This is a genomic window from Myxococcus xanthus (assembly GCF_006402735.1).
Taxonomy (GTDB): Bacteria; Myxococcota; Myxococcia; order Myxococcales; family Myxococcaceae; genus Myxococcus; species Myxococcus xanthus_A.
Genome location: NZ_CP017174.1, coordinates 4,877,492 through 4,891,168 on the forward strand (window position 1 = coordinate 4,877,492; position 13,677 = coordinate 4,891,168).

Here is a 13,677-nt window from a genome sequence, read left to right on the forward strand (position 1 = left end):
TCGTGCTCAGTCATGGCCCCGGGGGTTCCTTCCACGCCGCTGGAGCGCCTGCCGGCGGGCCTCCGCGCGCGACTGGTGCTTCACGTCAGAGGCGGGCTCGGGACGTGCCTCAACCTGCAACCTGCGGGCGAGTTCGTGGACGGTGGGATGTTCGAAGAAGTGGGTGATGGGGACTTCCTGGCCCAGCGCCGCGCCCAGCCGCGAGCACGCGCGCACCGCGGACAGCGAGCTGCCGCCCAGGTCGTCGAAGAAGTGGGCATGCACGTCCACCGCGGGCAGCCCCAGTGCCTCCGCCCAGGCGCGAGCCACTGTCTCTTCCAGGGGCGTGCGAGGCTTTCCCGCTGGCGACACGGCGAGCGATGGCCGCGGCAGCGCCCGCACGTCCACCTTGCCCGTGGCCAGCAGCGGGAGCGCCTCCACCGGAACGATGTCGACCGGAATCATGTGCTCGGGGAGCTGCTCGCGCAGCCGCGCCCGGAGCTCTCCCGGTGGAAGTATGTCTCCGGGCGGTGGCACGATGTACGCGACCAGCCGCGGCTCGCCCTCCGCGGAAGGACGCCACGCGGTGACATGGGCCTGTCGCATGCCAGTCAGCTCGCGCAGCGCCGTCTCCACCTCGCCCGGCTCGATGCGGAAGCCACGGATCTTCAGCTGCGCGTCCGCGCGCCCCTGGAAGTCCAGCCTTCCATCCGCGCGGCGGCGTGCCATGTCGCCCGTGCGATAGAGCCGGGCCCCGGGCTCGCCGCCGTGAGGGTCCGGGATGAAGCGCTCGGCCGTGAGCTCCGGCCGGTCCAGATAGCCACGGGCCACCGACGGCCCGCCGACGTACAGCTCGCCCGCGACCCCCACGGGAACCGGCTGGAGCGCCTCGTCGAGCACATAGGTGTCCACGTGGGGCATGGAACGCCCGATGTTGGGCGGCCCCACTTCGTCCGGAGCGATGACGCCCCAGGTCGCGCCCACCGTCACCTCGGTCGGGCCATAGCCGTTGTAGAAGGCGCGGCCCTCGGCGAAGCGGGCCACGAGGCTCGCCGGACACGCCTCCGCGGCCACCATGAACATCGACAGGTCCGGCAGCGGCCCCTCCGGGAGGAGCGCTGCGACAGGGGGAGGCAACGTCGCCGAGGTGATGCGCTGCTCGCGCAACATCCGGTACAGCGCGTCACCCGCGGGGGGACCACCGGGCGACAGGTGCAGCGCGCCTCCCGAGGCCAGCGCCAGGAAGTAGTCCCACGCCGACATGTCGAACGCGGGCGAGGCGAACTGCAATACCCGCGAGCCGGGCCCGATCGGCAGGTCCGACACCATCGACTCGCACAGGTGCGCGGTGCCGCGGTACGGCACCATCACGCCCTTGGGCTTGCCCGTGCTCCCGGACGTATAGGTGATGTAGGCCGCGCAGTCTGGAGGTGGCTCGCCGGCATCCCACAGGGACGTGTCCGGCATGTCATCGCCGTCGCCGTGCGCCTCCCATGGCAGCAGCGTCACCCCTTCGGGCAACGCCAGGCGCTGGGCGTAGCGCTCCTGGGCCAGCAGCACGCGCGCGCCGCAGTCCGCCAGCGTCCACGCCACGCGCGCGGGGGGATACGAAGGCTCCTGGGGCACCACCGTGCCCCCGGCCTTCAAGATCGCGAGGAAGGCGACGACCTGCTCGGGGCTGCTGCGCTCCAGCAGCGTGCCGACACGGACCTCCGGCCCGACACCATGGCGTCGCAGGCGCGCGGCGAGCCGGGCCACCCATGCCGCCAACGCACGATAGGACCAGCTCGACGCGCCCGCGACGAGCGCGGGCGCCTCCGGCGTCTTCGCGGCCCACTCCTCGATTCGGTGAACGATGCCGGGCACGGGCGCGCCCCGCGTGTCCTGTGTCCTCCGCCCCAGCGCCAGCAGGGTGCCGCGCTCATCGGGAGCCAACAGGGACAGGTCGCCCAGCGGCACCTCCGGCTGCGCCACGGCGGCATCCAGCAGCGCCCCCAGGTGGCGCGCCATCCGTTCGGCGGTCATGGCGTCGAAGAGGTCGGCGCAGTACTCCAGCCTCCCCACGAAGGCCCCTTCCAGTTCCGCCATCATCAGCGCGAGATCGAAGGCGGCACCGGGATGACTCAAGGGGACGGACTCGACCGTCAGGTCATCGCCCAGCCGGGCGCTCGCACCCGAGGCCCCGACGGCGAACGCACCCAGGAGCTCGTTCTCGGGACGGGGGGACTGCAGGGCGAACATCGTCTGGAAGATGGGCGCGCGCGACGGGTCACGCCGCGGCTGAAGCTGCTCGACGAGCCGCGTGAAGGGCAGCTCCTGGTGCTCCAGTGCCTCCAGCACGGTGGTCCGAACCCGCGCCACGAGGCCAGAAAAGGACAGCGTGCGCGGCACCCGGGCGCGCAGGGCCACGGGGTTGATGAAGTAGCCCACCTGTCGCGACAGGTCCGCTCGCGGGCGGCCCGCGGTCGGCGTACCGACGATGAGGTCCTCCTGCCCCGAGTAGCGCCGCAGGAACGCCAGGTAGCCGGCCAGCAGCACCATGAACGGCGTGGCGCCGTGCGTCCGCGCCAGGGCCTTGAGCCGCGTGGACGTCTCGCGCGGCAGACGGAAGGCCACCTGCGCCCCTCGGAACGACTGGAGCCTGGGTCGAGGGAACGACGTGGGCAGGTCCAACACGGGCAGCTCGCCCCCCAGGCGCTCACGCCACCAGGCCAGGAGCGCGTCGCCCTGCGCTCCCGTGCTCCGCCGCGCCAACGACAGGAGGATGGGCGCCACGGGTGGCGGCGGCGGCGACAGGCCGGACGGCGTGCCTCGGACCTCCGCCGTGTAGAGCGCGCCCAGCTCCCCCGCGATGACCTCCAATGACCAGAAGTCCGTGACCAGGTGGTGCATGGCGAGCAGCAACACGTCCCCACCCGGCGCACCGGTGTAGAGCCGGGCGCGAACCAGCGGGCCCCGCTCCAGGTCGAAGGACTCCCGTGCATCCGCCTCGAGCCGCTCACGCAGCGATTCATCCGTCCAGGAGGACGCCTCCACCAGCGCCAGCTCCAGCGGCGTGACGCAGGATCTCCTCGCTGGAGCCCCCTGCACCTCGGGGAACGCGGACGACAACGCGGGGTGACGGGCAACGAGCGCGGAGAACGCGCGAGCAAGCGCTCCGCCGTCCACCGTCGTGACGAAGCGCACCGCTTGGGACACGTGGTAGGCCTTGCTGCCCGGAGCCATGCGCTGGAGGAACCACAATGCCTGCTGGCCATCGGAAACGAAGGCCGCGGGGTCACCAGGCAAGGCGGCCGGAACCCCGAGCCGCGCCTCGGCGCCCTCGGTCCGGGCCCGCTCGACCCACTGCGCCAGCTCGCGGAGGCTCTGCCCCTGGAGCACCGACGTGATGGGTGGAGACACGCCCCATGCCTCGTCCACGGCGTGCAACACCTCCAGTGCTCTAATCGAGTCGAGCCCTTGGTGCATCAGCGGCACATCCACGCTCAGCGCCGGTCCACTCGCGCCAAGCAGTGACGCCAGCCGGGACCGGAGCACCGCGAGCACGTCCGCCGCTTCGGGCGCCGCGTCAGGCCCGATGTCCAGGGAAGCCGCCGCGGCGTCCTCCTTCCATGCGTGCACCCCGTCCAGCGTCCCCGCCAGGAAAGCCTCACGGGTGGCGCGCCGCTGCACCTTGCCGCTCGACGTCTTCGGCAATGTCCCGGCGGCGATGAGCACCACGGCATGGACGGCCAGACCATGCGCTTCGCCCAGCGCCGCGCGGATGCTTGCGACGACCTCGGCCGCCGCTTCCGGCGTGGCGACCTTCGCGGCGACCTCCTGCACGATCACCAGCCGCTCTTCGTCGCCAGCGTCCACCGCGAACGCGGCACCGCACCCGGGGCGCACGCCGGGATGGCAGCGATCCGCGGCGTGCTCCAGATCCTGCGGGTAGTAGTTGAGGCCGCGCAGCACCAGCACGTCTTTCAAGCGGCCGGTGATGAAGACCTCGCCACCTTCGATGACCGCCAGGTCTCCGGTACGCAGGTACGGGCCCTCCCCCGAGCCCGCCAGCCGGCCATGGAACGTGCGTTCCGTTTCGTCGGGGCGCTGCCAGTACCCATCCGCCACGCTCGGACCGCGAACCCAGAGCTCGCCCATCCGGCCCGGCGCACACGGATGGCCGGTTTCCGGATCCACTACCCGCACGTCCTGGCCACCCAGCGCCTGCCCGCATCCCACCAGCGCCGTCGCGGGAGCGTCCGCCTCGGGGGCCCGCGCCTCGCCGCGCAGCAGGCCATCACGAGAGAAACGCCGCACCACCGGCACCGCCGAGCGTGCCCCTCCCGAGACGATCAGCGTCCCCTCCGCCAGCCCGTAACAAGGATAGAAGGCCTCGCGCCGGAAGCCCGCCGGGGCGAACGCCTCCACGAACCGCTCCAAAGTGTCCGCGCGTACGGGTTCCGCACCGCTGAACGCCACCTCCAGCCGGCTCAGGTCCAGCGCCGCGCGCTGTTCGGGCGTGGTCTTGCGCACGCACAAGTCGAAGGCGAAGTTGGGCGCGCCGCAGACCGTCGCACCGAAACGCGACATCGCCTCCAGCCACCGAAGCGGGCGCTGGAGGAAGGCCATGGGAGGCAGCAGCACCGAAGGGATGTCTCGGTACAGCGCCTGGATGAGCCCTCCAATCAGCCCCATGTCGTGATACGGCGGCAGCCAGTGGGCGGCCACCGGCTGGGGCCGGGTGTCGAAGCCCCGGGCCATCAACCACGAGTTGTGCAGCAGATGACGGTGCCGCAGCACCACGCCTCGTGGCGTCCCCGTCGAGCCCGACGTGTATTGAAGGAACGCCACCGAGTCGCCCCGCAGGACTGGCGCGCGCCAGGCCTCCGCTTCGCTCGGGGACACGGCGTCCGTGACCAGCCAGCGCAGCGCGTGCAAGTCGGGCGCCCCCTCCGTGAGGGGCTCCACCATGTCCGCGATGCCGGAAGTCGTCAGCGCCACCCGGGCGCCACAGTCCGCCACCAGCGCCTGGAGCCTGGGCAAGGTGCGGCCCAGCCGCATCGGGTCCGGTGGATAGGCGGGCACCGCCACCACGCCCGCGTAGAGACACGCCAGGAAGCCCAACGTGTAGTCACGGCCCGGCGGGTACATCAGCAACGCGCGCTCACCGGGCGCCAGGTGTCGTTGTAGCAGCGCCGCCACCGCGCGAGCGCTCGCGTCCAACTCCGTGTAGGAGAGGGCCTGCTCCCCCGCATCGTCGAGAAACGTATAAATCCAGTCGTCCGGCTGCGCGGCGGCGCGAGCCCGACACATATCCACGAGGGTGACATCCTCTGGGCAGACGAATTCGGAGGCGGGGTCGGCGCGGGTCGGAAGGTGCATGTCGAGAGTCCCGAAGCACTGCCTGGAGGCACCGCCCGAGACGCCGCGTCACGTCCCCTGCTGGAAGCACGAGGGGCACGCTCCGCATCGCTCCGAACAGCGCCCCTCGGATTCCGGCTCTATCTACCGGATTCCAAGTAACCAGAAAAGACCTGGTACGCGCGCGACCCGGTCTTCCACGGTATGAGCCATGGCACGCCCGGTGACACAACGAGGCGTGTTGCCATCCACGCTGAACGAATGAGGAACCAACGGAATGAAATACACCAACCTCGGACGCACGGGCCTGCGTGTGTCTCGTCTCGGCCTGGGCTGCATGAGCTACGGCACGCCCAAGTGGCGCCCCTGGGTGCTGGATGAAGAAGCCTCGCAGCCGTTCTTCCGGCGAGCGGTGGAGCTGGGCATCAACTTCTTCGACACCGCGGACATGTATTCACTGGGCGCCAGCGAGGAAATCACGGGCCGTGCCCTCCGCCGTTACGCGCGCATGGACGAGGTGGTGCTGGCCACCAAGGTCTACTTCCCCATGGGGGACGGGCAGAACATGCGGGGCCTGTCGCGCAAGCACATCGTCCAGGGCTGCGAGGCCAGTCTGAAGCGGCTGGGCGTGGAGGCCATCGACCTCTACCAGATTCACCGGATGGACCCGAACACGCCGCTGGAGGAGACGCTGGCCGCCCTGGACCAGCTCGTGCGCCAGGGCAAGGTGCGCTACCTGGGCGCGTCCTCCGCGTATGCGTGGCAGTTCGCGCGGGCGCTGGGCGTCGCGGACCTGCGCGGCTGGACGCGCTTCGTGTCCATGCAGGGCCACTACAACCTCGTCTACCGCGAGGAGGAGCGGGAGATGCTGCCCCTGTGCGAAGCCGAGGGCATTGGCGTCATCCCCTGGTCGCCGCTGGCGCGTGGCCTGCTCGCGGGATCACGCAAGTCGCTGAAGGACCGGGACGCCACGACGCGGGCGAAGTCCGACACGCTGTCCCCCATGCTCTATGACCAGGCCGGTGACTGGGACGTGGCGGAGGCGAACCGGAGCGTCGCGGAGAAGCGCAACGTGCCTCCCGCGCAGACGGCCCTGGCCTGGCTCCTCTCGCGCCCCGCGGTGACGGCGCCCATCATCGGCGCCACGAAGCTGGAGCACCTGGAGGATGCCGTGCGCGCGGTGGACCTCAAGCTGACCGCCGACGAAGTGAAGGCCCTGGAGGCCCCCTACCAGCCCCACGCCGTGCGCGGACTCTGAACGCACCGCGCATGCAGGCCCGCGAGGCCCCGGGCATGTCCCGGGCCCGCGGCGTCATGGACCGTCCACGCGCCGGGCACGCGCTTCACCCGGGAGCCGCTGCCGCAGCCACGCCGCCGCCGACCGGAGATCCGCTTCGAAGTGGATGCGCGCCTCCGCCCGCGCCCGGCCTTCTGGAAGCCGAAGCACCGCTTCGGGGTCAAACGTGGCCATCCAGCCCTCCGCCCACCGCGTGTCCAGCAGCTGCCCCCGGCTCAGGTGCATGCGGAACCCCACCCCCAGGAAGGCCTGCGCCGCCACGGGCCCCAGCGCGATGATCATCCGCGGGCGGACCTCCGCCACCACGCCCTCCAGCCCATGACGGCAGGTGCGCCCTTCCCCCCACGCCGTCGGAGGGAGCCCCCCGTGACGCGAGCGGCATCCGTCCCCGCACGGCCGCACCACCCGGCGACTGGAACGCGTGAGCCCCGCTCGGCCCAACACGACCTCCAGGAGCGCTCCCGCGGAACCCGCGAAAGGCGGCTCCGCGCCGTCCACGGGTGAAGCCCCCACCAGCAGCAAGGACGCGCGCTCCGCGTCCGTCCGTGGGGGCGAATGGGGCGCCGCCAGCCCTACCCGGGCGCGTGCCCACTCCGGCAGCGCCCCGCCTTCCTCGAAGGTCAACCGCTCCCGGTCCCAATGCGCCCAGGTGTCTGGCGTGAACAGGCTCCAGGAGAAGGCCGGGAAGCGACGCACGAGGAACGGCGCCACGTCCCGGACGATGAGGTGTTCGGGCCGGTACCACGCGACATGGTGTTCGCGCCCGTCCCGCCACACCCGGCGGAAGCGCAAGGCCGCCAGCAGCGCCTGCGTGTCCCGCCGCACCGCCTGCTCCAGCCACCGCAGCCGCCGCACGTCCGCGTCGTCGTGACACTCCAGCAGCGACGGCTCTCCATGAGTCAGCCGCCACAGCACGCGGTACAGCAGCGCCCAGCGCGCCGGCTCGCGGTGGCACACCACCTTCTGCGCCAGCCCCACGAAGTCCCGAGGCACCCCGGACGCGGCACGCCCCCAGGCCTCCCAGCGCGCGGCCTCCAGCCACATGCCCTGGCGTCCACGCGTTTCCTCGAAGTGCACCCGCTCCGGAGGTTCGCCCCGCGCCAGCAGCCCCCGCGCCACCACCCGGAAGGACGCCAGGTCCGGCGCCACGAAGACCCGCGTCAGCCCACCGTCCCGGTGTCCGGCCGCGGGCCGTTCCCCCCGCGCGCCCCGGACCTGCGACCACCGGGCACCGATGACAGGCCTCAACTCCTGATGGACGTCCATCCGGGCATTCCTACCTGCCCAGTCTGACATCCGCCTTCCCGCCCGTGACGTCCTTCTGGCCCCCGGCGGCTCACGGGTCGCGCGCCAGCGCGTCCACCTGTTCCTGGACCTTCACGGCGTCGGAGAAGAAGTCATCCATGGGCTCGGTGCCCACCAGCCGGAAGGCCGGCGGCAGGAGCGCCCGGCGGAAGCCCAGCTCCGTGCTGAAGGACTCGTTGCCCAGCCATTCATCCGCCCGCGACAGCGCGCCAAACGACAGCGTGACGACGGCGATGACCCGTATGAGCCGCCCCGGTTCCCAGCGCGTCACGTAGCGCAGGTGCCAGTAGAGCCCCCAGGCCATCAGCGCCAGGAAGGCGACGTGGTGGGCCCAGGCCAGATTGCCACTCACGCCCAGGCTGAAGCCCACCAGCGTGAGCAGCGGCTGGATGACGACGGAGCCCAGCAGCACCAGCGCGGCCACGGTGGCATGCGTGCGGTAGTGGAACTGGCGCCGGGCGATGCGGCTCGCCACCGACCAGCCACCCGCCCACAGGAAGGTGATGCCCAGCGGCACCACCAGCGCCACCGTCAGCTCCCCCCAGTCCGTGCGCCCGTAGTTGGCCAGGTAGCCTTCCAGCAGGCTGGCGCCCAGCAGGGCCTGCAGGGCCAGGGAGAAGTAGCGGGGCTGCTCGAACACGCGCGGCCTCGGCGCGGTGGGCGCCGCCGCCACGACGGTCTTCTCCACTGGGTGGCTGCGCGCGCGGAAGCGCAGCACCGTGTCCCCCACCGACACGCGGGTATCCGTGGCCAGCTCCAGCTCGGCCAGCTGCGCCCAGGGCTCCACGCGGTAGGTGCCGTTCTGGCTGCCCACGTCGCGCAGCACCAGCGTGCCGTCCTCGCGGCGCTCGATGCGCAGGTGCTCGGCGGAGACCTTCGGGTCATCCAGGATGACGTCGTTGCCGTAACCCCGGCCGACGTTGACGGGGAAGCGCTCCAGGCGATGACGGGCCTGGACGGAGTCCCCTTCCAACACCTCCAGGAAGATTACTTCGTCCACGACAGCCCCTCCAGGTAGCGGCGCGCCAGCTTGCGGCCATTGTCCGCGGTGAAGCCGGCCAGCGTGAGCGACGTGTCCACGCCGCTGGTGCTGGCATTGAGCGTGGCCGCGCGCAGCACCAGGTCATAGAGGCCGGGGAACTTCCGGTAGGCGCGCATGCACAGCGCGGCACGGACGGGCAGGCCCGCCACGTCCACGAACTCCGACTGGCAGCGGTAGTTGGTGACGTCCTGCCGCGTGGCCTCCACCGAGTCCGGGTCCTGTGAGAAGAGCGCGCTGTAGAGCGCGGAGAAGCGCAGCGCGCCCAGCTTCTGGCTGGTGGCGTGTTGATGCAGGAAGGCCACCACGCCCGTCCGGTGGCGCGAGGACACGAAGATGTCCTCCTCCGACGAGCACTGGTAGTTCGTCACCGTGTACGGCACCTCGGGGTCATGCGGCGTGTCCCCCCAGCACTTGAGGAACGTGCCCCAGCGCCCCGGCACGCGGTAGCTGCCCAGCGACTGCTGCGGCACGGGCGCGCTCAGCAGTCTCTCGGTGACGCGCTGCTGATTGTCCAGGAGCTGCGCGCGCACGGTGTCCAGCAGCGCCTGCGCGCCGGAGTCCTTGGCTTCCAGCGCGCGGGCCAGCAGCTCGCGCGCGTGTTTCACCGGCACCAGGAAGCCCACCTGGTTGCCCATGGTCGCCACGTTGACGCCCACCACGCGGCCCTCGCCCGTGAGCGTGGGACCGCCGCTCATGCCCGGGTTGATGGCCCCGCTGAAGTGCAGCCGCTCATAGAGCGCGTCGTGGATGAAGCCGTTGTACGTCCCCTCCACGATGGTGGTGCCCAGGTCGCGCGGATTGCCCATGGCGAACAGGCGCGCGCCCTGCGGCGGCTCGCGGTCGTCCAGGTCGAAGAAGCTCTGCACCGGGGTGGCCGTCTGGATGATGGCCAGGTCATGCACCACGTCCACGTCCACCAGGCGCACCGGCACGGGCTCTGCGCCGCCCTTCAGGACCAGCTCCGCCGTGTAGTCCTCCGGGTGGATGACCACGTCGGAAATCACGTGGTAGTTCGTCACCGCGTGCCCGGCGGCCGACACGAAGAAGGCCGAGCCGATGGACGAGCGCGTGCCGGAGCGCCGCTCGATGATGCGCACCTGCGCGACCTGTCCCTCGATGCGCTGGAACAGCTCGTGCGTGGCGGGCGGCAGCGAGCTCAATTGCACGGCGGGCGCGGCTTCGCGGGTGCCAGGTGCGGGAGGCGGGCTCGGCTCCGCCGGAGCCACCGGCGACTGCGTGAGCACCGCTGCGAGGATGAAAGCGAACATGGATGCGGCGCACCCTACCCCACCGCGCCCTCCGACGGACGTCCAGCCTCATGTCCCGCGCCAGGCAGGCGGCCGGGCGGTCCGTCCACCCACCGACGTGGGCCCGCGCCGCCGGTCCATGGTCGCACCGCGCGCGGGGTCCCCATCTTCGCCCTTCGGGTGGGGGAGCCGGCATGCGTCACAGCCAGTGGTGCGGCCGGCGCGGACCCGCGGCGCGATGGCGGAAGGTGGCGCTGCTGTCATTCCTGCTGCCCTCGCTCGCCCAGGCGGCGGAGCTACCCGCGGATGCGCCACGCGCCGGGGACGAGGAGGACGCCGCCCCACCTCCCCGGCCCCGCCAGTTCTGGTGGGCCCTGGGTGAAGTGACGGCCATCAACCTCACGGTGTGGGGCTTCAACCGATACATCATGAACAAGGACTTTGCCCGGGTCGGCCTGGACGCATGGCGAACGAACCTCGAAACGGGGTTCGTCTGGGACAAGGACGATTTCAGTACCAATCAGTTCGCGCACCCCTACCACGGCAGCACGTACTTCAACGCCGCCCGGGACCACGGCTTCAACTACTGGGGCGCCATGGGCTTCACCCTGGTGGGCAGCCTCCAGTGGGAGTTGTTCGGCGAGAACCATCTGCCCTCCTTCAACGACCTCATCAACACCACGATGGGTGGGTGGGCCCATGGTGAGGTCATCTACCGGCTGTCCTCCATGCTGCTGGACCAGCGCGCCACGGGAACCCGGCGCGTCGCCCGTGAGGTGAGCGCGGGGTTGCTCAATCCCGTCCGAGGCGTCAACCGCGTGGTGCGCGGGGATGCCTGGCGCAGCGCCCCCACCCCGGAGGACTGGCAGCCGCCCGTGTTCGCCGTGCTGACACGCACCGGCTACCTGAACATCGACGCGGGCACGACGCTGAACCAGTTCTTCGCGGAGCTGGACCTGCGCTACGGCGATGCCCTGCGCTTCCCGGTGGACGCGCCCTTCGACGCCTTCAACATGGGCGTGCAGTTCACCACCGGCGAAAACCGGCTCATCAGCCGCGCCGAGGTGAAGGGCGCGCTGGCGATGCTCCCGCTGGAGACGGGTGGGAACGAGCGCGTGCTGCTCGGCGCCTTCCAGCACTTCGACTATAACGACACGCAGGCCTACGAGCTGGGCGGACAGTCGATCGGCGCGGGGCTCGTGTACCGCTACCTGACGCAAGAGGGCCGCGAGCTGCGTCTGGCGCTTCATCTGCGAGGCGTGGTGCTCGCGGGCATCACCTCCGAGTACGCCGACAAGGTGGGCCGCGACTACGACTACGGCCCGGGCCTGGGCTTCCACTTCGAGGCGTCCTACGGGCGCTGGCCGTGGGAGTACCTCAAGCTGCACGCGGGCACCACGTGGCTGCACACGCTCAACGGCGCGGACGGCAACCACCTGGTGCATGAGGGCACCTTGCTGCTGGACGTGCCGTTGTTCGCCAACCTGGGCCTGGGCGCCAGCTTCACCTTCTTCGAGCGAAACAGCTTCTTCCGCGACTTCGATACCGTCTCACGCGGAATCCCTCAGGCCCGGGTGTTCCTCTCCGTGCACTGACCGTCCACACGGGGCGCAGGTGACTTGGCGGCCTGTGAGGCAGCCGGTAGCGTCGCCCGTGCCCAGGAGTCGCTCACGTGAATCCCCCGATGCCGTCGCTCCCCTCCTCCGCCACCGAGACCCGGATGGTGGACATGGTGTTCCCCGACCAGGCCACGCACTACGGCGTCCTCTTCGGCGGGCAGGCGCTGCGGATGATGGACATGTCCGCGTTCATCACCGCCAGCCGGTACACGCGGCCCAACGTCGTCACCGCCTCCAGTGAGCGCGTGGACTTCCACATCCCCGTGCGCCAGGGCCAACTGGTGGAGCTGGTGGGACGCGTGGTGTCCACGGGAAGGACGTCGCTCACCGTGGAGGTGGAGATGTTCGCCGAGGAGCTGCTCACGGGCGCCCGTGCGCTGTGCACGCGCGGCCGGTTCATCATGGTGGCGCTGGATGAACATCACAAATCCACGCCGGTGCCACCGCTCGCGCCAGAGCCCACGTAGGGGTCGCTTCGGTCGCGCACGGCTACGACGTGGGGTTGCCCGCCGCGTGACGCAGCCGCCGCCGTCGCCACGCCGTGTACGAGACGACCAGCGCTCCAGCCAGGGTTCCCGCCAGCGCGCCCAGCACCCGGCGTGGGACGGGGCCACCCACGCTCGGCGGCTCGTGGCGGAAGGTCTCCAGAGAGGCACGCACTTGCGGCTCCAACGCCTGCCACCGCACCGCGGGCGCGCTGACCATCACCACGGCATGCTCGCCCTCCGAGGCCAGGCCCGCGACGAGCACCGTGCGAACCTGCCCCGCCTCGCGCAGCGTCCCCAGCACCTCCACACGCGGTGTCACCCCGCCCAGGCGCTCCACACGCTCGGCGGCAAGCGGGAGTCCCAGTTCGCGCTGGTAGTGCTGCATCACCGCGGACGCGAACTCTTCCCGGTCGGAGGGGCTCGCGCTGAAGCCACGCCCCACCACGGACACGAGCAGCGTGGCTGCGTCCGGGCCCTCACCGTCGGTGAGGGCCGCCGACAAGGCGCGCGGCGCGTCCGGGTCCAGCGCCACCGCACCCACGCGCGAGCCGGCGTACTGCTCCCACCGCACCATGTGGAAGCCTTCCGGAGGGCGAAACGAATAGCCATCCCGGCGCAGCTCCGTTCCGAGCGCGCCCGGCAGCGTCAGCAGTCCGACGGCCAGGAAGGTGGCGTGCACCGGGGCATCATAGTCGCCCACCCACGCCCGCGCCCGCCCGGCAGCCGGGTGGCCTCGCGACCTCAACGCACGGCGTGTGGCGCTGCGGAGCTGGGCTGACGATGGAGGCTGGCCCGGAGTGCCGAATCGGCCTGTCCTACAGCACTCGCTGTGCGCACCGGCGAACCAGACAGGGCCGGCAGCACCGCGGGAGGTCAAGGCGGCTGGACGGGCGACTACAGGGGCGATAGCTCGTACGACACGGAGGCTTTGGCCAGCCCAGAGAACCCGTGGGAGCGTGTGGTGGACTCGGTGCGTCGACCGGCGGCGCCGCCGGTGCCGCGATCAACGCCGGGGGCACGCGGTGAACGTGCCGGATGGCCGTTACGACACCGGCGGGGGCCGCATTCGCGGCCCCGTCACGCCTTGAAGTGCTGGCACCGCAGCTACTGGCAGGTCACCGGGTCCTTGCAGGAGTACGTCAGCTGAAAGAGCGCGTGGTGGTCGCCATACGGCGTCTGCTCGCAGCGCAACTCCTGCTCCACGGCGTTGCAGTATCCCGCGGGGCACGCGGCCGAGGCCGCCGCATAGGCCTGCTCCCGAGCGGTCTCCATGGCACCGTGGCAGCGGAGCGGATGGTTGGCACCTCGCGTCACGACGTACCGCTCACCGCCGCAAATACAAGGCGCGGCACAATAG

At 71.1% G+C, this 13,677-nt stretch carries 9 protein-coding genes; 3 read left to right on the plus strand and 6 right to left on the minus strand.

From position 1 onward, the window contains the following. Window positions 1–6 precede the first annotated feature (6 nt). The gene (locus BHS09_RS20075; RefSeq protein WP_237080458.1) at window positions 7–5,274 is read right to left on the minus strand and encodes a non-ribosomal peptide synthetase; all 5,268 of its coding nucleotides are present in this window, start codon (window positions 5,272–5,274) and stop codon (window positions 7–9) included. A 325-nt stretch (window positions 5,275–5,599) separates the two neighbouring features. Here BHS09_RS20075 and BHS09_RS20080 point away from each other — a divergent pair, with 325 nt between their 5' ends. Beyond that, the gene (locus BHS09_RS20080; RefSeq protein ID WP_140798619.1) at window positions 5,600–6,580 is read left to right on the plus strand and encodes an aldo/keto reductase; all 981 of its coding nucleotides are present in this window, start codon (window positions 5,600–5,602) and stop codon (window positions 6,578–6,580) included. A 54-nt stretch (window positions 6,581–6,634) separates the two neighbouring features. On the opposite strand, the gene BHS09_RS20085 is transcribed toward BHS09_RS20080, so the two are convergent. The 3 genes from BHS09_RS20085 to BHS09_RS20095 all read right to left on the minus strand — a co-directional run bounded on the left by BHS09_RS20085 (window position 6,635) and on the right by BHS09_RS20095 (window position 10,234). Then, window positions 6,635–7,885 (minus strand): DUF4130 domain-containing protein, encoded by a 1,251-nt coding sequence (locus BHS09_RS20085; RefSeq protein WP_140798620.1) that lies wholly within the window; start codon window positions 7,883–7,885, stop codon window positions 6,635–6,637. Between the two features lie 70 nt (window positions 7,886–7,955). Then, complete coding sequence (locus tag BHS09_RS20090; protein WP_140798621.1) at window positions 7,956–8,924, minus strand: FHA domain-containing protein; 969 nt, start codon at window positions 8,922–8,924, stop codon at window positions 7,956–7,958. Further along, on the minus strand, window positions 8,912–10,234 hold the full coding sequence (locus BHS09_RS20095) for a S1C family serine protease (protein ID WP_140798622.1): 1,323 nt from the start codon (window positions 10,232–10,234) through the stop codon (window positions 8,912–8,914). The genes BHS09_RS20090 and BHS09_RS20095 overlap by 13 nt, the downstream gene beginning before the upstream one ends. 173 nt (window positions 10,235–10,407) lie before the next feature. Between BHS09_RS20095 and BHS09_RS20100 the strand changes: the two genes are divergently transcribed. Together BHS09_RS20100 and BHS09_RS20105 are read left to right on the plus strand one after the other, a co-directional pair. Beyond that, a complete protein-coding gene (locus tag BHS09_RS20100; RefSeq protein WP_140798623.1) occupies window positions 10,408–11,808 on the plus strand; it encodes a DUF3943 domain-containing protein in 1,401 nt (466 codons plus the stop codon). A gap of 77 nt (window positions 11,809–11,885) precedes the next feature. Next, entirely contained in the window at window positions 11,886–12,299 is a 414-nt protein-coding gene (locus BHS09_RS20105; protein ID WP_237079705.1) for an acyl-CoA thioesterase, read from the plus strand. Window positions 12,300–12,321: 22 nt separating this feature from the next. Here BHS09_RS20105 and BHS09_RS20110 read toward each other — a convergent pair whose 3' ends face one another. Together BHS09_RS20110 and BHS09_RS38875 are read right to left on the minus strand one after the other, a co-directional pair. Continuing rightward, window positions 12,322–12,999, minus strand: coding sequence for a hypothetical protein (locus BHS09_RS20110; protein WP_140792269.1), 678 nt, complete (start codon window positions 12,997–12,999; stop codon window positions 12,322–12,324). Between the two features lie 425 nt (window positions 13,000–13,424). After that, a complete protein-coding gene (locus BHS09_RS38875) occupies window positions 13,425–13,592 on the minus strand; it encodes a hypothetical protein (protein ID WP_163973274.1) in 168 nt (55 codons plus the stop codon). Window positions 13,593–13,677 lie beyond the last annotated feature (85 nt).